We start from the raw sequence: 22290 nt of genomic DNA, 5'->3' as shown, positions 1-22290 counted from the left end.
TCCTCCTAGTTATTGAGCACGGTTATAATGAATTCGTTTTATCATCCTTAAAATCGATTTTTTGCATTTTTTCTAATTCCAGTCTTAGCTTCTCAGTCTCCAGTAAATAATTTTCCTGTTTTAATTTTTCCAACTCAATTTCCTCTTTAACTAATTTTTGTTTAATTGCAGACTGTTTTCGGAGATGTGATGTTACAATTGCGATAATGGGTATTGAAAACATCATAATAGTTGCAATGATATCTTCCATTTCAAGCTCCTCCTATGTATTTCCTTTCTTTTTATTTTACATGAATGATAAGAATAGAGAAATAGTGATTAGAAAGATTTTGACACATAATGGTTGTGCGTCCGTACGTCCCATTGATGACATTTTAGGACATAGTGAATGATAACGGTTCCTAAATAGAAGTGGGAAATTGAATTGTTCCTAATCATAATCTGACTCGATTTTTCATAAAATGGACAAGAAGGGGAAACGGGGGGATTCATGTGGCATATCAGATAAAAAAGGGAAAGATCATATGGTAAAACAAATCATTATTTACATATTGTTATTCTTCGGAGCAGTAATTCAAGGCTTGGCAATGTCTTTATTTTTATTTCCCCATAATATTCCTTCTGGCGGCGGTGCTGGATTAGCGATTCTGCTTAATCATTTTTTTCATTTTCCTTTAGGATTTGCTTTATGGATTGCAAATGCTGTTTTTTTAATTTTTGCCCTGAATTATTTCGGTTTTACTTGGACTATTAAGACGATTTTATCGGTGGCAACAACTTCATTAACAGTCAGTTATATGACCAAAAATGTGTTTTTGACACATATACATATCGGCCTTGATCTGTTGTTGGGAAGTATTTTTTACGGAATTGGTGTCGGAACTTTGATTCGGGTTGGTTCATCGAGCGGAGGCATGGTCATTCCGTCGTTAATGATTGCGAGAATTAGAAACTGGAATCCAGGGGTGGTCATGTTTTGGATTAATTTGTGTATTTTTCTCCTTACTTCTGTTGTCATTGATTATAAAATCATTCTATTTGCTATTATTTGTCAGTTTCTTTCAACACGGGTGATTGATTATATTTATGTATTGGAAGTCCCTAAAATTCCTTCTTTATCCTTGTCATGGAGAAGAAAATAAAGGAAACTTGGACGTCCTGACCAGTGTGTGTTTCATGACGACAAGTTTCCTTTATTTCATCTTAACGGCAATCAAGAGATTCAACAAAGAAGATAGTTGGAGGACGGGCTGCCCGTATATATCCAATTGGTTTTAACTAACGATAATCGTGTTCTTCGTTCTTGTCCTTGGACATAGATTGGTTTCGTCATCTTATTTTATTAAGCATTATAAAGTAATACCGATTGATACAGGGTGTTAATTCACATGTAGTCCGCATTCGGTTTTTGCCATGCCGGACCATCTTCCTGCACGAAAGTCTTCATTTTCTTTGATCGGTCTCGTACACGGGGCACAACCAATGCTCGGATAGCCTTGGTCATGGAGTGGATTATATGGAAGGTTATTTAATTCAATGTATGTCATGATTTCATCCCAAGTCCAGTGAATGAGCGGGCAAATTTTTATTTTTTTAAATTTGTGGTCTAGATTAATATATTGTGTATTTTTTCTTAATGGGGATTGTTCGCGTCGAAGTCCGGAAATCCAGGCAACTGAATCTTTTAAAGCCTCTTCAAGCGGAGCAATTTTTCGCAAATAACAACAAAGGTTTGGTTCCCGCGTCCATAGTTCGTCACCATACCGATCTTTTTGTTCAAGAGGCGTTAACTTCGGTCGAACCATTTTCACTTGCAATGAAGGATAACGCTTTTTTACTTCTTCAATTAAATCATATGTTTCTTGAAAATGTAAATCTGTGTCCAAAAAAATGATCTTGGCATCTTTTTTAATTTTGCTGATTAAATCAATCAATACAATTCCTTCAGCACCGAAACTGCAGGCATAAATAATTTTGTCATTATACTGGGAATATGCCCACTTTAATATTCCAAAATAATCTCTTTCTTCATCCATGATGGCCGTTGCTTCATCTTCATCCCAATTTTCATATGTCAAAAAATGATTCAATCTAACATTCTCCTTTGCCATTTACTAATATTTGGATTAACATATTATTTTCTACAGTTAACCTGTTCATTTGCTTGAGGTTGCCAAATTGAACATAGGAAAGCATTGCCCTAATCCAGGAACCGTGTCCAAACACTAATACATGATGATACTTTTTATATTTTTCTAAAAAAAGTTTAATTCTTTCTTCCAAGTCTTCAATATTCGTTCTTAAAATTGATTTTTGCGGATCAGCCAACCAGTTTTCACCATCTTGGCGAAATAAGGTAGCTTTTGTTTTTCCCTCGAATGGGCCGAAATCGAGTTCATCTAGTAGTCCGTCGATTTCCGGTTGGATGCCATATAAGGCTGCTGTCTGTTGGGTTCGTTGTAATGTACTTGCTAAGGCAATATCGAAGGACGGCTGTTTTTTTAACTTTTCCAAATTCCTTTGAATGGAAGTTATCGTTTCTTCAGTGACCGGTAAAAGAGGGATATCTCTTTTCCCTTGTAGTAATTGTTTTTTATTCCATTCGGTTGGCAAGTGACGGACTAAAGATAAAAGCATCCTATCCCTCCATAAAAAATGATTCACTGCGAAGACCGCATCGTTCAGCTTCGAGAGCAAGTACATCGGTAAGTTTTATATTCCCTAAATTGACATTCGCACCGAATTCGTTAATAAAAAACATATGGTGTCTCGGTGTCGGTGCTTCGAAAATAATTTTATTGACATCAATGTCTTTTATTAGTTCATGAATTAAATTGGATTTGATCTCACCATTTTTTTCATAAATACCGGATGTCCCGGAATCTCTACCTTCTGTAATACAGTAGGTACTTCCGGCTTCAAGTAATAACTTTATTTCCTGTTTCCAATCATCAACAGGCATATCGAATGAATTATCTTTTGAGCCAACCTCAGCCAAGCAATGAAAATCATTTTTTAACATCGAAATTAATTGCAATCGTTCTTCAAGAGGTATATCTAAAGTCCCTGTCGATATTTCGATCCATTCTATTTCAAATTCGTTTAAAGTCTGAACGTATTCTTTCAGTTTATTCTGATGATAGCATTTTTCAAAAAATGTCCCTCCGAAGAACGGTTTGACATGATAAGCTTTGTACAAATTTATTTTCTCTTGTAAGCGGGGCGTTACATAGGCCGTACCGATCCCGATTTTAGCAAAATCAATATATGGACTATAATCCTCAAGAATCGATTGTAATACGCCAAGTGGAATCCCCAAATCAATGACGGAAGTAATTCCGCATACACGATTACCCGTCTTTCTCTTCGGAATAGATAGGAAATTCATATTTTGACACCTCACTTTTCTAAAGATAATTTATTCAAATTTTAGGCGAATGTTTACACATTGGGTGATTTTCTCAAAAATTGGGCAGAGTTATAATGAATCTCTGCTGTATAAATTGGGTGGAAACTTCGAACAATATGTTTGCATTAACTTTAGTGTCAGGAGGAGTATCCTTGTCAAAGCAAAAACATAAGGGATTAACGATAACAGCCATTGGATCGATTCCTTTAATTCTTGTCTTAGGAAATTCAATGTTAATTCCGATCTTGCCGAAAATGAAATCTGAACTCGATATTAGCCAATTTCAAACAAGTTTAGTTATTACTGCCTTTTCTATTTCAGCAGCGATCATGATTCCGATTTTAGGTTATTTATCGGACCGTTTTTCCAGAAAAGCTGTTGTTATCCCGTCGTTAACATTATACGGGTTAGGAGGCTTACTGGCGGGTGCAGCATCTGCATGGTTTGATAGCGCCTATACATGGGTGCTCGCAGGAAGAATCATGCAAGGGATTGGTGCAGCCGGGACAACTTCCATGGCAATGGCTTTGGCGGGAGATTTATTTAAAGGCGGGGAACAAAGTAAAGTTTTAGGACTTGTTGAAGCTTCAAACGGGTTTGGAAAAGTAATTAGTCCGATTATCGGTTCTTTACTCGCCTTAATCGTTTGGTATGCGGCCTTTTTTGCATTTCCCCTTTTTTGTCTGATCTCGATCTTATTAACCATCTTTTTTATTAAGGAAAAGAAAAAAAAGGCTGAACCTCCACCAGTTGGTCAGTATGTAAAAGGATTGGTTTCAGTTTTTAAATCAGAAGGAAGGTGGTTGTCTGTTGCCTATTTAACTGGGGCGACATGTCTATTTACTTTATTCGGTATCCTTTTTTACATATCTGATGTGTTGGAGAAGGATTACAAAATTGATGGTGTTTTAAAGGGCGGGATTTTGGCAGTTCCTCTTTTGTTCATGACAACAACTTCCTATATTACCGGAACCAAAATAGGAAAGAACATGAAACTCATGAAAAAACTTATTGTAATTGGACTTTTACTCATGACAATTTCATTTGCATCGCTTGTATTTTTTAAACAATTGATTCCGTTTTTTGCGGTTTTAGTTGTGAGTAGTGTCGGGACAGGCTTGGCTCTTCCTTGTATTAACAGTTTTATCACCGGCAGTGTCTCTACCGAAAAACGCGGGTTTGTCACGTCCATTTATGGCTCCGTTCGATTTTTAGGTGTTGCCATAGGTCCGCCGATCTATAGTACATTAATGGATTGGTCAAGGACCGGTATGTTTTTGACCACTGCAGGATTAACACTGTTTGTTTGTCTGCTAAGTCTATTCTTTATTAAGGTTGGCAAGAAAGAGGAAGGACAGAATAAAAATAAAGCAAATGAAGATAGTTTATTTGAAAAATTGCAATATACGTAAAAGGAGAAGATCATATTGGAAATTTATTTTTCACCTGAAGTTATTACACCTCAATTTCAAATTTTAAATGTGGTAAATGGACAAGAGAAGGCACTTGGCAATGTGGCATTACTGTTTGATGAAAAAAAACTTTATGTATACGGGATATTGGAAGAAGAAGGAGTAAGCGAGAACTTTAAGGATATTGTTTATCCGTACGTAAAAGGGCTGGCTAAGGCGAAACCGGATTTAGAAGTGTATTCTTGTCTTTATGTCGGTTGCGAAAAAATCAGCTTAAATGATGCAGAAAATGAAAAAGAAGAAGAGAAAAAATAATGAATGTAATCCCCGGCAGAAAAGTTTTCTCTGACTTGAGGAAAAGCAAAACCTAAGGATGTGCCAAATATTGCTCCCTGTCAAGTAGGCAGTAAAGAAAATTAGGCGACAGCAGAACCGTATTTGCCGAAAAATCTAATACTTGACAGGAAGCATATCACAGCATACTTAGACTTCAAACTATTTCCATTATTGATGAGCCAGAAACAATGATAGTGAATCAAGGGATGCACCTAAATAAGAAAATCAAGGCATTAGATGAGTCCCTCTCTTATTGCTTTTGCAACAGCTTCCGTCCTGTTTTTTACATTCATTTTTTGCATGATGGCGGATACATAATCTCTTACTGTGTACTCACTTAAATGCATTTCAATGGCCGCCTCAAATGTTGACGCCCCCTCAGCTAATAACTTCAGCACTTCTAATTCTCGAGGTGAAAAATGCCATTTTTTCCCTGATTTCCTTTCCTTATCGTATTTAGCCAAAATTTCACCGGCACTTTGCCCAAACTTGATAAGGGCCAAAAAAGTATCTTTATCGATTTTGAAATACTGCCATGGACCTTGATCGAGTATAGCAGCCCCTAATAGTTTATTACTTGATGATAAATAAACCGGGACAACCACAACAGATTTTAATTCGAATTGATTGATATATTGTTCGGGAAAAATACCTTTTGCATCCCGAATGTAAAGCGGTTGGATATATTTAAGTCTCCGCCCAAAATTCTCTAAAATTTTTAACTGCTTATGAACTAATGGAAGATTTTGCACATTTTCTGTAATATTTCTAATTGCCTCTTTATCTATATGATGTCCGTACAGACCAAGACCTGTTTGTTCGTTTTTATTATAGGAGAAGAGTGCACTGCGTTCGAACGGAAGAAATTCCACAAAACCGCTGGCAATATTTTGTAGGGCATCGGTATAGGTTTGCGAACCCATTACCTTCTCATTAAACATAATCACCGAGTCTTTCCATTGCTGGGATTGTTTCGCTATTAGTAAACTTTTTTGACTATCGTTATACATTTTTAGGGTGAAAGTAAGAAAAGGAATCACTTTTGAAATGTCTTCTCTCGGTAAAAAAACGATCAAGGTAACATGATCATACGGTATTGGGACTGCCGACAGATTGTTTTTATTTCCTGTAATATAATTATATAAAATTTCTGTTAAATCATAAATTGTATCCGCTTCCAATTTTTCGGCTGGTAAAGATAAAGATGACGGGTTTTTTGTATAGACCTGAGTCGCAACAAAACAATTATTTATGTTTTCAGCTACAATGATCGAATCAATCGGCAATTGGTGGGAAGCAACAAGATGATTAATAAAATCTTTTAAACTTGAGTTTTTTTGGTAGGGAAACAAGAAAACTTCTTCACTAATCTTTGTAAAAACATAATGTATTGAAAAATGATCATGATGCGTCTTTTTTGCATTTTCTTGAAGGACTTTATGGACAACATTTTCCAGTAATAATAGGATGAATGGATTTGTGTTCATTTTTGAAGGCAGGTTCGAAATAAAATGATTTAACGGAAATTCAGCATGAATCAGATGTTCAGTCAAAAAACGGAAGGTGTCTTCCATAGCTTCTGCGATATTTTTATTATTGCGTTTATATTGCTGAATAACCCAGTGCAATTCTTTCTGTATGTCTTCATAATTATCCTTTATTACAGTTAAACCTCTTTGAAATAGTGTATTCATTTGGTCGTTTAACGTCATAAACATAACAAAACCTCCCTCCAAGTATTGATATTTTTAACATAAAGGAAAAGAATATATGTTTGAATTCATGCATGATGACTGGATGTAAAATCGTTAATTACATTTTAGCAAACCTTTTTTAATTTGCAATAAAAAGAAATATTCAATTAATAGAAATATAAAAATGTCAGAAAGCGAAACAACACTAGAAAATGTCATTCTGTCTGTATTACTTTCACAATCCATTTTGACTACATTTTCCTTACAATGAATTATATTTTATTAATGGAAAAGAATGCTTGAAATTTCATATTTATGGTTGAAATTCGTGCGTTCTGGACCAATGTTATTTTTCCGTTCACTGTAATTTGAGTGATGTGTAGATTTTGCACATTCAATTCCCCTAAATTTGTCGGGTAGTTTTTTATCATCTTACCAGTTAAAATAATAGAAAAATTGAAATATTTTATACACCAACCTATAGGGAAGGAGGTTTACTTATCGTTAAACGAATCATTTGTTTTTCGTCCAATAGTATAGGAATTTCATATTAGTAAAAGGGTGGTGAAAGAAAATGAAAATGACAAACAAAATTATCCAAGCTTTTATTTTTATGTTTTTATTAGGATTATTTCTCCAAAATTTCTATGGAAAGGAAATTCATGCGGCTGAACCTGCTGCCCAACAACACAGCGGCGGTTTTGTTGTCTCGTCGGATAAAGTTGAAGGGACCATCGATTTACTTGGAGCCTTATTTGGAAACGTTAACATACCGGATGGGCAAATTGAAGGTTTAAAAATTACGAAAACATTAAACACCGGTGGATTTGGAAATTTGAAACTGAATATCGAATCGCCCGGACCAATACCTGTTAAAAATCTAAAAGCAAAAACCATTGACGGAAAAATGCCTGAGTTTTCTGGTTTATGTAAACCAAGTAAGCTCCTTTGGATTTGTTTGGAAAATGTCCAAATGACGTTAGTTTCTCAGTCTGTTCAAAATATTTCTATTCCGAATATGAAAGTAAATAGTTGTTTTGAAAGTGAATGTCCAAATTTAAAAAAAATGATGTTACAAGGGACGGATCAACAGGAACGACAACAAAAATTGGCAGAATTAAAAAGTTTACTTGAAGCAAATCCGGATAGTAAGGCGAAGATCGAAGCATTCTTACCGGAAGCCTATAAAATCGAGGACATTAAAGGAACCGATGATTTATTTGATTATCTTATCAAATTATTAAAAGGTGAACTGGATCATCCCGCACAGGAAGAGAACAATCAGGATGAAAGCGTTCATGAGAATCCGGCAGAAAATCAAAATACTACAGAAAACGTTGAAAATCATGCACCTGAAGAACAAAACAATAATGAACCAGTAACACCGGAGCAAGAAGAAACCCCAAATGACAGCCAGCCGGAAAACCCAAACAACGAGCCAAATAATACCAATAACGGAAATACCGAAAAGAACAATTCATTAATCGAACCGGTAACCATGCGGGCGAATCAAAGGAAGCAATTATTAATCTAGTTTCCTACTTACCGGCAACATCTGGATTACAGAGTAACGTATAATTTTCGGAAAAACCAAATTGGCCGTTTCTTAACACGACTAAGTACGGAATATGTTTTAAACAGAAAAAACTATAATATGTAGACAACACAAAATTTTGTGAAATCAAATAAGGAGTGGATTCAGATGGCAGAAGTAAAAGAACTCATTCAAAAATTGGAAACAGCGGTAAAAGCTGATCCGAATTTCTTGGGAGGAAGAGATGCTGTTTATCAATTTCAATTTCATGATGACAATTCCGTCTATCAACTAATTATCCATGGGGCAGATGGCAAAATAGTTGAAGGAGAGCAAGAAGCAGCTAATTGCACCATGATTTTTCTAAAAGAAGACTTTGAAAAGGCAACAGAAGGAAAATTAAATGGAACCGAAGCATTTATGAACGGAAGGTTAAAAATTAAAGGGGATAAAGGGCTGGCCTTAAAATTACAAACTTATTTATCCTCATTAAAAACAGCAAAATAGAAAGAAGATGAACGAAACGAGGAGGAACGTGCAGGTGATTTCATTTCGCCCGACAGAAGAAGAGACAGCCTTTATTGAAGTTGCTAAAGACCTGGCAATAAATAAAATCAGGCCACTGATTAAAGAAGTTGATCAAAACAGTGAAGGTTTACAAGAAACATTATCTCAAATGAGTGAGCTCGGATTTTTAGATATGGAATTACCGGAAAGTTGGCATGGATTAGAACTGCCACTCATTTCCCAAGTGCAAATATTAAAAGCGCTTAGTTACGGGGACTTAGATTTTATCCAAAGCCTACCCGGAGCAGGGGATGCAGCTTCTCTAATTCGCTTATTACCGGAAACAGAAGAAATGCAAACTTTTAGAGAAAAATATTTATCTGCTGAAAATAAAACGATCGCCTATACGGAAGCTGTTGATCAGGAAATGGATTGGGGCAGTACCATACAATTAGAAAATGATGGTGATGGATATATCCTGAGTGGTCGGACTCTCCCAACCAGATTAGCCATGCAAGCTCATTTTGTTGTCATAAGTACGACAGATTCTTTCGGAAGGAAAGTGATCTTTTATCTCGATCATGGTGACTGGGAGAAGGAAGAAAATAATCAGTTTGGTTTAGTTTCTTCCGGAATTGCATCCCTTCAATTTCATCGGGAGAAAATTGCGAAGAGTCAAGTACTCAGTATTGGTGACCAAGCGGAAAAGGTGATAACTCAAGCACGGGGTAGAATCCAAATTCTTCAGGCAGCAAAAGAAGTCGGTTTGGCGGAAGCAGCTCTCGATTATGCAACTGAATATACAGCCGGAAGATATGCCTTTGGTCAGGAAATAGCGAAATTTCAAGGGGTATCATTTCGGATCGCAAAAATGGCGATTGAGGGAAAAGCAGCCAATAATCTAGTTCTGGAAGCAGCAGTCAATACCGATAGAAAATCAACGAACGATAGCCTGGCTTTAAGAGGCTTACAACGTGCCCATCGCGCCGTCTGTTTTGCGACTGACTCTGCCGTTCAATTGTTAGGCGGGCACGGATTTATCAGGGAATACCCGGTAGAAAAGTGGATGCGAGATGCCCAAGCACAGGTCATGTTATACGGGAAAGAAAAAGACCTGCTACTGCAATATGGAAAACGACTGGTCGAAGAGGAAAAGGATGTGGCCCGATTATGATTTCCTTTGAATTATCTGAACAACAAAAACAAATGAAAGAGTTGACTCATTATTTAGCTGAATATGAAATTCGACCCATTGCCTTGGAAGCCGAACGGTTAAAAAAAGTACCGGAAGAATTTTTAAATCAAATGAATCAAATGGGGATTCATTTAAACACGGCATCTTTTAAGGGGGATAAAGCAAAAAACGGGCGACCGAAAAAAGAAAATGAAGCAAACCGAATGGGTGTTATTGCAATGGAAGAATTGGCATGGGGAGATGCCGCCATTACTTTATCTTTGCCCGGTCCGGGACTTGGAGGACCTCCTATCATGACGAGCGGTACTCCCGAGCAACAAGAGCGGTTTTTAACGATTTTTACAGCAGATCAGCCGAGATGGGGGGCATATGCATTAACAGAACCCGATGCGGGCTCGGATGCATCAGGAATCCGAACCTCAGCCCGAAAGGTAGGGGGAGGTTATATTTTAAATGGTCAAAAAATCTTCATTACAAATGGAGCCAGGGCATCATGGGTGGTTGTTTTTGCCACGGTTGATCCGTCTCTCGGCAGAGCGGGACATCGGGCATTTGTTGTTGAAAAAGGAATGGAAGGTTTTTCCTGTCCGAAAATAGCAGATAAAATGGGGCTTCGTGCCAATGAAACAGCTGAATTAGTTTTTGAAGATTGCTTCGTTCCCCAAGAAAATCTCTTGGGTGGAGAAAAACTTTATGAACAAAGGGCTTCAAAGGCTTCCGGATTTCAAGTAGCCATGAAAACGTTCGACAGCACCCGGCCCATTGTAGCAGCTATGGCGATTGGTATAGCACGAGCGGCATATGAATACACATTGGACATAGTAAAAAAGGAATTTCCAAAACATGGCCGTTTATATCAAATTAGTTTGGAAATGCTTGCCGAGGCAGATCAGGACATTGCAGCTGCAAGATTGCTAACTTGGGAAGCTGCCTGGAAAGCAGATATCGGAATAGAAAATGCGAAAGAAGCCGCAATGTGTAAAGCACTTGCCGGTCAAATGGCTCTTGTCGTTTGTAAAAAATGTTTAGACTTGCTTGGACCGGTTGGATTAACCGGTCACTTGGTGGAAAAATGGTATAGAGATGTAAAAGTATTTGATATTTTCGAAGGGACAAATGAAATTCAGCATTTGGTTGTTGCTCGCCGACAATATGCCCCGTATAACATTCGAGTCTGATTTAATGTGTATGAAACACGTTTTATACAATTGAATGGAAACGTTTTTATCAGGGAAAAGCAGGCAATTTGAATAGATTGTATTAAAAACGAGTATTCATACACATCACATTTACGGATTGGAGGTGTGAACATGGAATTTGCAACTATTAACATTCATAAGCGAGACAAAGGTGTAGCTTGGCTAATGATAAACAATCCTCCTGTAAATGCGATTAATGATACGTTAATGGATGACCTCGAAAAAGCTGCCGATGTATTAGAAAACGATCCGGATGTGCGTGTCATTGTTATCGCAAGCCAACATCCAAAGATTTTTTTAGCAGGGGCAGATTTAAAAGCGATGATTGCCAATTCAGCCGATTATGCAGGAGAAGAAAACGGTATTGAAAAAGGGAGTATGCGCATGCAAAACTGTTTTCACCGCTTCTCCACACTTGAAAAACCAGTAATTGCAGCCATTAACGGCCATGCTTTAGGAGGTGGCTGCGAGTTGGCAATGGCATGTGACTTTCGAATCATGGGCAAAGGGCGAATCGGTCTTACGGAGGTATCCCTTGGAATTTTATCCGGTGCAGGCGGAACACAAAGATTGACAAGACTCGTTGGAAGAGCAAAAGCGCTTGAACTGATTTTTACTGCCAAACAATTGGAAGCAAAGGAAGCGAAAGAAATTGGTCTTATTCATCAGGCGGTAAATCCGGAACATTTCGAACAGGAAGTGACGGAATTTGCGGAACTGTTGGCTCAAGGCGCTGTGAAAGCAATGGGTTTAGCAAAACGGGCGGTCAATGCCGCTGATTTGCCGATCGAAAAAGGATTACAAATTGAAGCAAAAGCGTTTGCTGAAACATTTTTAACGGATGAACCGGCAATCGGTTTAACGGCCTTTTTTAATAAAGAAAAAGCAATATTTATTTGAAAGGTAAAGTGAGGTAAGAGTCATGTCCAGTTGGGATGAATTTTTAAAAGGAAAAACCGCGATTATAACGGGAGCTTCACGTGGAATTGGCAGAGCAACAGCACTTGCCTTGGCAGAAGCCGGTGCCGATATCGTCATTACCGATATTTTACTGGAATCAGATGACAGTAATGAACAAGTGGCGGAAAAGTATGGTCCGATCGCTCAAATTATGCAGAGCACAAATGTCATTTATTCAGAAAAAACCACGATGGAAATTGGGGAAATGGGTCGGAAAGCGATGGCGATCAAAATGGATGTTACTGATCGAGAACAGATAAAAAATGTCTTTGCTCACGTAAAAGAGGAATTTGGCAAAATTGATATTTTAGTTAATAATGCCGGAACATTAGATCATGTTTCACAAATTACGGACCAAAATGATGATTTTTGGCAACGAGATTTAAATGTCAACTTAACCGGAACATATAATTGTACCAAAGCAGTCTGGCCATATATGAAAGAGCAACAATACGGAAAAATCATTAATTTATCTTCTGTTGCGGGGACCTTGGGTGGTTTTGGTCAGGCCAGCTATTCAGCAACAAAGGGTGGTATCTTAAGTTTTACAAAAAGTATGGCGTTAGAAGGGGCAAGGCACGGTATTAATGTGAACGCCATTGTTCCGGGAGTGATCGAATCGGAAGCTTTTCGGATGGGGAATCCGAACATGAATGAACGAATGATTAAACGGACCGCTTTTAGAAGACCCGGGCAACCGGAAGATATTGCCAATGCCATTACCTTCTTAGTTTCAGATAAAGCAAAATATATAACCGGTATTGGACTAAATGTTTCCGGCGGTATCGAATTATTTACTTTCTAGAATGATAGGTTTACAGATTCGAAAAAGGAGGGAGAGGATTGCGAGAGGCTGTAATTGTTGACGCAATACGGACACCGATTGGAAGAAAGAAAGGAATGTTTATCCAAGTTCATCCGGTAGATTTATTGGTACCAGTTTTAAAGTCATTAGTAGAGCGGAACCAATTGGACCCATCAGAAATAGATGATGTCATTTGCGGTTGTGTAACGATGACGGATGAACAAGGAGGCAATATCGGCCGAATGAGCGTTTTGGCAGCCGGTTTGCCGGTAGAAATTCCTGCCTTTTCCTTAAACCGGATGTGCGGTTCCAGCCAACAAGCAATTCATAATGCATCACAAGCGATTTTGGCTAATGATGACGATATTGTGATTGCTTGTGGCGTTGAAAATATGTCGAGAGTACCAATGGCCAGCGATATCGGAAATTTCAGCGAACAGCTGTTAGATAAGCATCAAGTAATACCCCAAGGGATGTCGGCAGAACTGATTGCCGAGCATTGGCAATTATCAAGACAAGAACTGGATGAATTTGCATATGAAAGTCACCAAAAGGCAATTGAAGCGACAGATAAGGGCTTATTTTCCAGAGAAATTTTACCCTTTCGAGAAAACGGTCAGGAAATAAAAACAGATGAAGGGATTCGCAGGGATACCAATTTACAAAAATTATCCGAGCTAACTCCTTCTTTCAATCCGTCATCCGGCGTAATAACGGCGGGGAACTCAAGCCAAATCAGTGACGGAGCGGCAGGCGTATTAATGATGTCATCCGAGAAAGCCAAACAACTCGGTCTAAAGCCGCGAGCAAAGATTATTGCCCGATCCGTTGTCGGGATTGATCCGGTCATGATGTTAACCGGAGTCATCCCGGCTACTGAAAAAGTTTTAAAGAAAGCCGGACTTACATTAGACCAAATGGATGTCATCGAAATTAATGAGGCCTTCGCTTCGGTTGTTAAAGCGTGGGCGAAGGAATTAAAGCCGGATATGAAAAAAGTAAATCCAAGAGGTGGGGCGATTGCGCTCGGTCATCCGTTAGGTGCAAGTGGTGCACGAATAATGACTACTTTGCTTCATACTTTGGAAGATATGGATGGAAAATACGGTCTGCAAGTTATGTGTATCGGCTTTGGCATGGCCACTGCCACAATTATCGAAAAAATGGAATGAAAATAACAAAATTGGAGGGATTTAAAATGAATTTTACCAAACCAAGTTCCATTGAAGTGTTTGAAATGATTGATGCGGCATTAAAACATGATCCGAGTATAACAAAAGGAAAAGAAGGTGTGTATCAATTTACCTTACAAGGAGAAGACGGCGGTACTTATCAAATTATCATTGATGAAAAGGGAGGCAGAGCCGTAAGCGGGGAGGAATTGAAACCAACTTGTATACTTGTGATAAATACGGAAGATTTCAAAGATATGATTGCAAAAAAATTGAATCCGACCGTTGCCTTTATGAGCGGAAAACTAAAAATCAAAGGGAATATGGGGCTTGCACTGAAACTACAAACCTTGCTTAACGCAGTAAATTTCTAGCTTATAGAAGAAATTGATTTTGGAAATTGACAATCGGAACGGCTCATTACATGAAAGGGCCGTTTCTTAATAAAGTGAAACTCCATTAGTGGGGTTTTCTTCATCCTCCACTGACGGTTAGATGAACCAATCGGGCCTTTCGGGTACTTATTTTCTTCCTTTACATCTTTCTTTCTCTTAAACCATAACAGGAAGATTTAGTAACTGTTTGTGCCGGCTAAATTTGACAAATTTTTCAAGGAGGTATTTGTATGGTTCATGAGAGTTTTCAAACTGTTGACAGCCAATTGAATTGGGAATCACCGATGTATAAATTGTGGGAAAAAGCGAAGAAAAACGGGAAATGGGACCCTGCCGAAATTGATTTTACACAGGATAAAATTGATTATGAAAATATGACCGATGATGAAAGAATAACGATTTTACCGCTGGTTGCCTCATTTGCCGGCGGTGAAGAAGCTGTCACATTAGATATCTTGCCAATGGTACAGCTGATGGCAAGGCAAGGAAGATTGGAAGATACAATGTTTTTGTCGACTTTCATGTTTGATGAAGCGAAACATACGGAATTATTTTCCAGATGGCAAAAAGAAATTGGGATTCAAAATATTGATCTTACCTCTTTCCATGGCGACAGTTATAAGCGAATTTTTTATGAAGAATTACCGGAAAAAATGGAACGACTCAATACCGATGATTCACCGGAAGCTATCATTAAGGCTGCAACCGTTTACAATATGATTGTTGAAGGGATTTTGGCAGAAACCGGTTATTACTCTTTTCGCCAAATATTTAAAAAAGCAGGGATGTTACCGGGCATTTTACAAGGGATTGATTATTTGAACCAGGATGAAGGTCGGCATCTTCGTTTCGGAATTTATACTATCCAAAGACATGTCGCCGGGAATGAGAAAAACTATAAAATTTTCATTGATTATATGGATGAATTATGGCCGGATGCATACGGTGTCATTGAATACTTAACAACATTATATGATATCCAAGTTGCCCAAGATTGGGTACGAACAAGATTTGATTTTGATTCAAATATCATGAGGGAATATGCAAAAAGGCAGTTTGAAATTCGGAAAAACCAGGTTGATCGGGCGCGTAAATATGCTGATGCAGTTCAATTAGATCAAGAATGGACGACAGAAGTTTAAATTTATTTGTTTCTTGAAAGGGGGAATCGGATGAAACCGGAAAATCTTGTGGAAATGTTGGATCGAACCATTGACAAATATCCTAATAAGACCGCCTTTATTTGGAAAGAAGATGGGATTTACCAAAAAATGACCTATCGTACCTTTTGGCAAAAAATTATCCATGTTGCATCGGGTCTTCATCATTTAGGTATCCAAGAGCAAGATAAAGTAGCCATTATTTCGAACAGTAATCCGATGTGGGGAATCACAGACTTTGCCTTGGCAAGTTTAAATGCAGTGAGTGTACCGATTTATCCGACTTTGCCGACTCACCAAGTTCGTTATATTCTTGAAAATGCGGATGTGCGTGCGGTTGTCGTTGAAAATGAAATACAAAGAAAGAAAATTATTGATAGTCGGTTAGAGACGATTGATTATATTATCACCATGTACCCGAATGATGATTATAGATCAACGGATAAAGAAATCAGTTTTGCTCAATTAGAAGAAATTGGGAAAAAGAATTCTTTAAATGATTGGGAGGAAAGATGGCGCAATATTGATCGTGATCAGTTGGTGACAATTATTCATACATCCGGTACAAGCGGAAAACCAAACGGTGTCATGCTTACTCATGGTAATTTTTTGGCGAATATTGAGGCTGTCCAGTTTTGGTTAATTGAAATTACACCGGATGATCTGGCACTTTCCTACCTACCTCTTTCTCATGTTTTTGAAAGAATGGCAGGACATTATACTTTGCTTTCCGTCGGGGCAACAATTGCTTATGCAGAGAGTATTGATACTTTGCCGGAAAATTTAAAGGAAATTCAACCTACCGTCATGACCAGTGTTCCCCGTTTTTTTGAGAAAGTGTATGCAAGGGTAATGGAAGAAATCGAACAAGGTAGTGCCATTAAGAAAAAAGTGTTCAATTGGGCAGTGAATGTGGGAATAGAAAGGTATGAACTTTATCTAAAAGCTCGTGTCGATGAATTGATTTTAGGCGATACCATGCCAAAGTCGTTAAAAGGAAAATGGAAAATTGCCGATCGTTTAGTTTTTCAAAAGGTGAAAAAACAACTTGGGGGCAATCTTCGGGGACTGGTCTCAGGCGGTGGCTCGTTAAATAGGGATATTGCAAACTTTTTCTGGGCCATTGATCTCCCTATTTTAGAAGGGTACGGATTATCGGAAACGGCACCTGTTGTAGCAACCAATCCAATGGTTAGGGCTAAAATCGGAACTGTAGGGAAAGTTCTACCTAACCTCGAAGTCAAAATGGCTGATGACGGGGAAATATTCGTTCGTGGTCCGAGTGTAATGAAAGGTTATTATAAAAATGAAGAAGCAACCAAAGAAGCCTTTGATGGTGATTGGTTTAAAACCGGAGATCTCGGAGAATGGGATGAAGATGGTTATTTGAAAATTGTTGATCGGAAAAAGAGAATTCTTGTTTTATCAACCGGTAAAAACGTCGCTCCACAGCCAATTGAAAATGCCATTTGTGAAAGTGCTTTTATCGAATATGCTTTAGTTGTAGGTGACAAGCGAAAATTTGTGGTGGCTTTAATAAAACCTGATTATGAACAGTTAATCCCATGGATGGAGCGACATGGCATTCAGGGAAAGTTTTATAATGAAATTGTCCATGATGAAAAGGTACAACATTTATTAATAAGTGAAGTAGAACAAGCGATTCAACAATTTGCCGAATATGAAAAACCAAAGCGGATCATTATCGTGGAAGATGAATGGACTGTTGAGAGCGGTGAAATTACACCGAAGCTATCCGTCCGATATAAAGTGGTTGAAAACAAGTATCGGGATGCAATCGAAAAGGCTTACGATGAAGAAGATAAAGATAAGAAAAATGTAAAAGTATTTACCGCTTAATGGGATGAAAAATATGGCTATGGAGGTGAAAGGGTGAGTCAGGTTTATTTTTTTACCGGTTTTCCGGGTTTTATTGCTAATCAATTAATTCAAGGGATTTTAACGAAATATGATAATGTTGAAAAAATATATGTGCTCGTTCTTCCGACCATGAAACATCAAGCAAAAGTGAGAATCAATCAATTCAATGAACAATATTCGCTCCCGGATGGTAAAATATCGATTATAGAAGGCGATATTACGAAAGTTCATTTAGGAATTAACGAAAAAATAAATAGAGAGCTTGAGACATCTGTAACCCATGTATTTCATCTCGCTGCTATTTACGATTTGGCGGTACCAAGGGATATTGCTTATCGGGTCAACGTAGACGGGACGAGAAATGTCAATGAATGGGTACAGAAACTTCAAAAATTAAAACGATATACCTATTTCAGTACGGCCTATATTACAGGGACAAGAACAGGTATACTAAAGGAAGACGAATTGATCCGTCCACCCGGTTTTAAAAATTATTATGAAGAAACAAAATATGAAGCAGAATTATTAGTCCATGCATTAAAAAAGCAAGTTCCGGTAACGATTATCCGGCCGGGAATTGTCAAAGGGCATTCAAAAACGGGAGAAACGGTGAAATTTGACGGGCCTTATCTGTTCTTAAATATGATGGACCGCTTGCGAAATACCCCCCTTTTTCCAAAAATGGGAAATCCGGAAGCGGAAATTAATTTAGTTCCGGTTGATTTTATTGAGGAAGCAGTCCTTTACTTAAGCCATGCCGATGTCGGTGAGGGGAAAACTTATCATTTAACTGATCCGAAACCTTACAAAGTTCCGGTTTTATATGAAATGATGTTAAAAGAATTACTTGGAAAACGCCCCAGAGGGAAAATACCATTATTTATTCCAAGATTTTTGCTTTCTTTTGCATCGATACGAAAGGCGTTACGGATTGAAAAAGAAACTTTGGATTATCTCACATGGATGGGGAAATTTGATTGCACAAATGCACAAAGGGATTTGCGGGAAGCTTCTATATCTTGCCCGGATTTAAAAGATCAAATGCCGTCCATGATCCGCTTTTATTTAGAAAATAAGGATAATGATCAGTATCATATTGTTATAAGATAATAGAAACGGTTCTAGTTTTATTTTAAATTATTTAATTGAAAGGTATGGGAATGATGACCCTATTGCAAGCTGTTAATCCGGCCATCGGTGAATATATGGAAGATATTGAGGAGACAAAAATCGAGGAAGTGGAGCTGTATTATCTTCAAGCGCGTACCGCTTTTGAAAAATGGAGCACACTTGCCATTTCGGAACGACTCATCTATTTGAAAAAATTGAAGTCGGTTATGGTGGAGAACATGGACCGGCTTGCCCAAGTAATTGTCCAAGATACAGGGAAAGTTCCAACCGAAGCACTGGTAGCAGACATCATGCCGACATTGGATGCGATTACTACAATTGTGAAACATGCTGAAAAAATATTGTCTCCTAAAAGAGTAAAAACACCGCTTTTATTAATCGGCAAAAAATCATATGTCGAATATATGCCAAGAGGGGTTGTTCTGGTGATATCGCCATGGAATTACCCGCTTCAGCTTGCTGTTGTTCCGGTCATCAGTGCGCTGGCGGGAGGAAATACAGTTATTTTAAAACCTTCCGAAGTCACTCCATTGGTCGGTAAATATATTGAAGAAATTTTTCAAAAAGCCGGTTTTCCAAAAGATGTTATCCAAATTGCACATGGCGGAAAAGAAGTTGGTGCTGCATTGACTGCAGGAAATCCTGATTACATTTTTTTTACCGGTTCGGTCCGTACAGGAAAAATCATTCAAGAGGTTGCCGCCAAAAAATTAATTCCGACCACATTAGAGCTTGGTGGGAAAGATCCGCTCATTGTATTTAAAGATGCAAATTTGAAACGGGCGGCAAAAGGTGCGGTATGGGGTGCTTTTACGAATTCCGGGCAAGTATGTATGAGTGCGGAACGAATTTATGTAGAGGAATCGATATACGATGATTTTTTAAATATGGTAAAGATAGAAACGGAAAAACTTATTCAAGGTACCGATAAAGACAGTGACATCGGGTCGATGACTTTTCCGAAGCAAAAAGAAATTGTGAAACAACATGTAAAGGATGCATTGGAGAAAGGAGCTGTGTTAGTTTCGGGCACTCCACCCGATAAATGGGATGATTCCATGTTTATTCAGCCGGTAATCTTAGCCAATCTTAAGCAAGATATGGAAGTCGTTTGTGAAGAAACGTTTGGCCCGGTGATGCCGGTCATCCCCTTTAAAACGGAAGAAGAGGTAATTAAGCTGGCTAACGAGTCCAATTACGGATTAAATGCCAGCGTTTGGACATCTGATTTAAAAAAAGCAAAGCGGGTAGCCAGTCGACTCGTTTCAGGAGCTGTAACGATAAACGAGGTATTAGTCTCCGTAGCCAATCATTATTTACCGTTTGGCGGAACAAAAAATAGCGGTATAGGTCGTTACCACAGTGAAGAAGGATTAAAGATTTTTTGCCATGAAAAAGCGATTATTTTAGACAGAGGCAAGCTGAATAAAGAAATTCAATGGTATCCATATAAAGGAAAGTACTTAGCGTTTCTGCAGTTATTTCAAAGTTATTTCCGTGAACGAAAAAAATGGATTCGATTTTTGCAAAGTTATTTGAAGCTTTTAAGGAAGTAATTCGGTTCTTATAATGTTTATATTGATTCGTCTATTCAGTTATCACGGATGCGTTTAGAAAGCAAGATTTTGCTAATTTCAAAAAGAGACAAGTCGAGCGTTCAATCAGTGGGATGGAAAAATCCTTACTGATTGAACCAAAATGTAGTTTTGAAACAAGAGAATGATTATTGTATCTTTTGATCAAGTTCTGTAAGTATTTCCCCGATCTTTTTATCATGAATCACTTGATCGGCAAACTTATCAAATGGGGTAGGTTCCATGTTCACAATTACTAATTTCGCACCACTCCCTTTAGCAATTAAAGGAAATTGGTTGGCTGGCGTAACGGATAAAGATGAACCTAAAACGATAAACAAGTCTGCTTTCTCTGTTTCCTCCATAGCAAGTTGAAAAGCATCTTGCGGCAATACTTCACCAAATAATACGATATTTGGACGTAACACGCCGCCACATTCACAATAATAATCTTTGTTTACATAGTTTTCACTGCTATATTCTTTTCCACATTTCTGACAGTGCAGTTTTTGAAGTGTTCCATGTAATTCGGCCACACGAGTGCTGCCCGCTTCTTGATGAAAACCGTCAACGTTTTGGGTGATGATGGAGCGAATAATCCCCTCTTGTTCCCATTTGGCTAATATATAATGTCCTTGATTAGGGCCAAATTCTTTTACACCTAATACGCGTTCTCGATAAAACTCAATAAATTCTTTGACATTATCATTCAAGGCTTTCGTACTGGCAATTTGACTTGGATCTTTTTTTCTCCAAAGTCCGTTATTGCTTGAACGAAAATCCGGTAACCCGCTTTCGGTTGACATCCCTGCCCCGGTAAAGACAACCGTATGACGAGATGATTTTAACCAATCTTCTAACATGTCATTTCCTCTCCTTCTTTCATTTTAAATACGTTTCCCTATAAATATAGTACGCTTCTCGCTGGCAAAGTTCAAAAAAACAAAATTTGGCTTTATATTCATTTTAAAATATGTAAAGATTTAATTACAAAAAAATTTCACACATTAACAGATGTGATTTTGGTAGAGAAGGTGGGGGGAAGAAAATGTGTTTGATATTATTTGCATATAAAATGCATCCGGAGTATCCATTAATCGTGGCAGCAAATCGGGATGAATTTTTTCAACGACCGACAGCACCTGTTCAATTCTGGGAAGACGACCCGAATCTATTAGCCGGACGAGATTTGGAAAAAATGGGCACTTGGATGGGGGTCACAAAATTTGGACGGTTTGCCGCTTTAACGAATTATCGGGATCCGAGTGAAAATATTATTGGCAAAAGATCACGCGGGGAACTTGTTCGAAATGCGCTCACGTTTAAAGGGGAAATTTCCGACTTTTTTAAAATCGTACAAGCAGAGTCCAATCAATTTCCCGGTTTTAATTTCATTGCCGGTGACAAAGATCAATTGTATTATTTTTCCAATATAGAAGGGATCGTTCGAGAGTTGTTGCCCGGAATTTACGGTCTAAGCAATCATTTGTTGAATACACCATGGCCAAAGGTGGAAGTTGGCAGAGATCGTTTGCGAAAATTATTGAATAAGAACGTCACCGACCTCCCTGACGAATTATTTAAGTTACTGATGAAAGCCGACCCTTTTCCGGACGAGCTATTACCGAATACCGGTGTTCCAATAGAGATGGAACGAATGCTATCACCACTTTTTATTAAAAGCGATGACTATGGCACGCGAAGTTCAACCGTCATGCTTATGTCAAACAATGAAGTTTCCTATATTGAACGAATTTATCAACCGGAAGCAAAAGGAGAAAGACGGTTTTGTATTTCAATTGTTAAATGGAAAGAAAAATGACCTAATAAAGGAAATTGACAGAACTTAGATTCTATGATATTACATAAATGTCGATTAGCACTTTGGACAATAGAGTGCTAAAATAAATGCGAGATAATTTTGTT

At 38.0% G+C, this 22290-nt stretch carries 22 protein-coding genes; 16 read left to right on the top strand and 6 right to left on the bottom strand.

The genetic code is table 11. The features are described 5' to 3' along the window. Nucleotides 1–22: 22 nt before the first annotated feature. The gene (locus NSQ14_RS09240) at nucleotides 23–250 is read right to left on the bottom strand and encodes a hypothetical protein (protein WP_034770178.1); all 228 of its coding nucleotides are present in this window, start codon (nucleotides 248–250) and stop codon (nucleotides 23–25) included. A gap of 274 nt (nucleotides 251–524) precedes the next feature. Between NSQ14_RS09240 and NSQ14_RS09235 the strand changes: the two genes are divergently transcribed. Further along, entirely contained in the window at nucleotides 525–1142 is a 618-nt protein-coding gene (locus tag NSQ14_RS09235) for a YitT family protein (protein ID WP_346217095.1), read from the top strand. Between the two features lie 237 nt (nucleotides 1143–1379). Here NSQ14_RS09235 and NSQ14_RS09230 read toward each other — a convergent pair whose 3' ends face one another. Genes NSQ14_RS09230 through NSQ14_RS09220 form a run of 3 tightly spaced genes read right to left on the bottom strand, consistent with a single transcriptional unit; the run spans nucleotide 1380 to nucleotide 3388 of the window. Next, complete coding sequence (locus NSQ14_RS09230; protein WP_269147492.1) at nucleotides 1380–2090, bottom strand: phosphoadenylyl-sulfate reductase; 711 nt, start codon at nucleotides 2088–2090, stop codon at nucleotides 1380–1382. A 1-nt stretch (nucleotide 2091) separates the two neighbouring features. Beyond that, nucleotides 2092–2637: a histidine phosphatase family protein gene (locus NSQ14_RS09225; RefSeq protein ID WP_034770171.1), complete on the bottom strand. Its 546-nt coding sequence runs from the start codon at nucleotides 2635–2637 to the stop codon at nucleotides 2092–2094. 1 nt (nucleotide 2638) lies between these two features. Then, nucleotides 2639–3388 carry a phosphosulfolactate synthase gene (locus NSQ14_RS09220; protein ID WP_034770169.1) on the bottom strand — a complete coding sequence of 250 codons (750 nt, stop codon included), beginning with the start codon at nucleotides 3386–3388 and terminating at the stop codon, nucleotides 2639–2641. Nucleotides 3389–3561: 173 nt separating this feature from the next. Between NSQ14_RS09220 and NSQ14_RS09215 the strand changes: the two genes are divergently transcribed. After that, nucleotides 3562–4821, top strand: a complete 1260-nt coding sequence (locus NSQ14_RS09215) for an MFS transporter (protein ID WP_034770166.1) — start codon at nucleotides 3562–3564, stop codon at nucleotides 4819–4821. A gap of 15 nt (nucleotides 4822–4836) precedes the next feature. Continuing rightward, on the top strand, nucleotides 4837–5136 hold the full coding sequence (locus tag NSQ14_RS09210; RefSeq protein ID WP_041845162.1) for a hypothetical protein: 300 nt from the start codon (nucleotides 4837–4839) through the stop codon (nucleotides 5134–5136). 254 nt (nucleotides 5137–5390) lie between these two features. Here the strand turns inward: NSQ14_RS09210 and NSQ14_RS09205 are convergent, their stop codons facing one another. Then, nucleotides 5391–6875 carry a response regulator transcription factor gene (locus NSQ14_RS09205; RefSeq protein ID WP_052486045.1) on the bottom strand — a complete coding sequence of 495 codons (1485 nt, stop codon included), beginning with the start codon at nucleotides 6873–6875 and terminating at the stop codon, nucleotides 5391–5393. A gap of 550 nt (nucleotides 6876–7425) precedes the next feature. Between NSQ14_RS09205 and NSQ14_RS09200 the strand changes: the two genes are divergently transcribed. The 12 genes from NSQ14_RS09200 to NSQ14_RS09145 all read left to right on the top strand — a co-directional run bounded on the left by NSQ14_RS09200 (nucleotide 7426) and on the right by NSQ14_RS09145 (nucleotide 20346). Beyond that, entirely contained in the window at nucleotides 7426–8385 is a 960-nt protein-coding gene (locus tag NSQ14_RS09200; RefSeq protein ID WP_251245681.1) for a hypothetical protein, read from the top strand. A 168-nt stretch (nucleotides 8386–8553) separates the two neighbouring features. Beyond that, complete coding sequence (locus tag NSQ14_RS09195) at nucleotides 8554–8892, top strand: SCP2 sterol-binding domain-containing protein (RefSeq protein WP_041845160.1); 339 nt, start codon at nucleotides 8554–8556, stop codon at nucleotides 8890–8892. Nucleotides 8893–8926: 34 nt separating this feature from the next. Continuing rightward, nucleotides 8927–10066 (top strand): acyl-CoA dehydrogenase family protein, encoded by a 1140-nt coding sequence (locus tag NSQ14_RS09190; RefSeq protein ID WP_043988140.1) that lies wholly within the window; start codon nucleotides 8927–8929, stop codon nucleotides 10064–10066. Beyond that, entirely contained in the window at nucleotides 10063–11265 is a 1203-nt protein-coding gene (locus NSQ14_RS09185) for an acyl-CoA dehydrogenase family protein (RefSeq protein WP_043988138.1), read from the top strand. Before NSQ14_RS09190 ends, NSQ14_RS09185 begins: the two co-directional genes overlap by 4 nt. A gap of 132 nt (nucleotides 11266–11397) precedes the next feature. Further along, the gene (locus NSQ14_RS09180) at nucleotides 11398–12186 is read left to right on the top strand and encodes an enoyl-CoA hydratase/isomerase family protein (protein WP_346217094.1); all 789 of its coding nucleotides are present in this window, start codon (nucleotides 11398–11400) and stop codon (nucleotides 12184–12186) included. A 22-nt stretch (nucleotides 12187–12208) separates the two neighbouring features. Beyond that, nucleotides 12209–13051 (top strand): 3-oxoacyl-ACP reductase family protein, encoded by an 843-nt coding sequence (locus NSQ14_RS09175; protein ID WP_346217093.1) that lies wholly within the window; start codon nucleotides 12209–12211, stop codon nucleotides 13049–13051. A 38-nt stretch (nucleotides 13052–13089) separates the two neighbouring features. Continuing rightward, entirely contained in the window at nucleotides 13090–14223 is a 1134-nt protein-coding gene (locus NSQ14_RS09170) for a thiolase family protein (RefSeq protein WP_095141246.1), read from the top strand. 26 nt (nucleotides 14224–14249) lie between these two features. Next, a complete protein-coding gene (locus NSQ14_RS09165) occupies nucleotides 14250–14597 on the top strand; it encodes an SCP2 sterol-binding domain-containing protein (RefSeq protein WP_041845154.1) in 348 nt (115 codons plus the stop codon). A gap of 251 nt (nucleotides 14598–14848) precedes the next feature. Then, nucleotides 14849–15760 (top strand): R2-like ligand-binding oxidase, encoded by a 912-nt coding sequence (locus NSQ14_RS09160; RefSeq protein WP_216405240.1) that lies wholly within the window; start codon nucleotides 14849–14851, stop codon nucleotides 15758–15760. Nucleotides 15761–15790: 30 nt separating this feature from the next. Then, a complete protein-coding gene (locus NSQ14_RS09155) occupies nucleotides 15791–17638 on the top strand; it encodes a long-chain fatty acid--CoA ligase (RefSeq protein WP_343191133.1) in 1848 nt (615 codons plus the stop codon). A 33-nt stretch (nucleotides 17639–17671) separates the two neighbouring features. Beyond that, nucleotides 17672–18769, top strand: a complete 1098-nt coding sequence (locus NSQ14_RS09150; RefSeq protein ID WP_346217092.1) for an SDR family oxidoreductase — start codon at nucleotides 17672–17674, stop codon at nucleotides 18767–18769. Nucleotides 18770–18819: 50 nt separating this feature from the next. Beyond that, nucleotides 18820–20346 carry an aldehyde dehydrogenase family protein gene (locus NSQ14_RS09145; RefSeq protein ID WP_346217091.1) on the top strand — a complete coding sequence of 509 codons (1527 nt, stop codon included), beginning with the start codon at nucleotides 18820–18822 and terminating at the stop codon, nucleotides 20344–20346. Between the two features lie 167 nt (nucleotides 20347–20513). Here the strand turns inward: NSQ14_RS09145 and NSQ14_RS09140 are convergent, their stop codons facing one another. Beyond that, nucleotides 20514–21227, bottom strand: coding sequence for an NAD-dependent protein deacylase (locus tag NSQ14_RS09140; RefSeq protein ID WP_244810831.1), 714 nt, complete (start codon nucleotides 21225–21227; stop codon nucleotides 20514–20516). Between the two features lie 185 nt (nucleotides 21228–21412). Here NSQ14_RS09140 and NSQ14_RS09135 point away from each other — a divergent pair, with 185 nt between their 5' ends. Next, nucleotides 21413–22186 (top strand): NRDE family protein, encoded by a 774-nt coding sequence (locus NSQ14_RS09135; RefSeq protein WP_227091329.1) that lies wholly within the window; start codon nucleotides 21413–21415, stop codon nucleotides 22184–22186. Nucleotides 22187–22290 lie beyond the last annotated feature (104 nt).

The organism is Caldifermentibacillus hisashii (genome assembly GCF_039654145.1).
Taxonomy (GTDB): domain Bacteria; phylum Bacillota; class Bacilli; order Bacillales; family Caldibacillaceae; genus Caldifermentibacillus; species Caldifermentibacillus hisashii.
The sequence above is the reverse complement of the archived record's forward strand: the minus strand, read 5'-3'. Positions and strand labels throughout refer to the sequence as shown.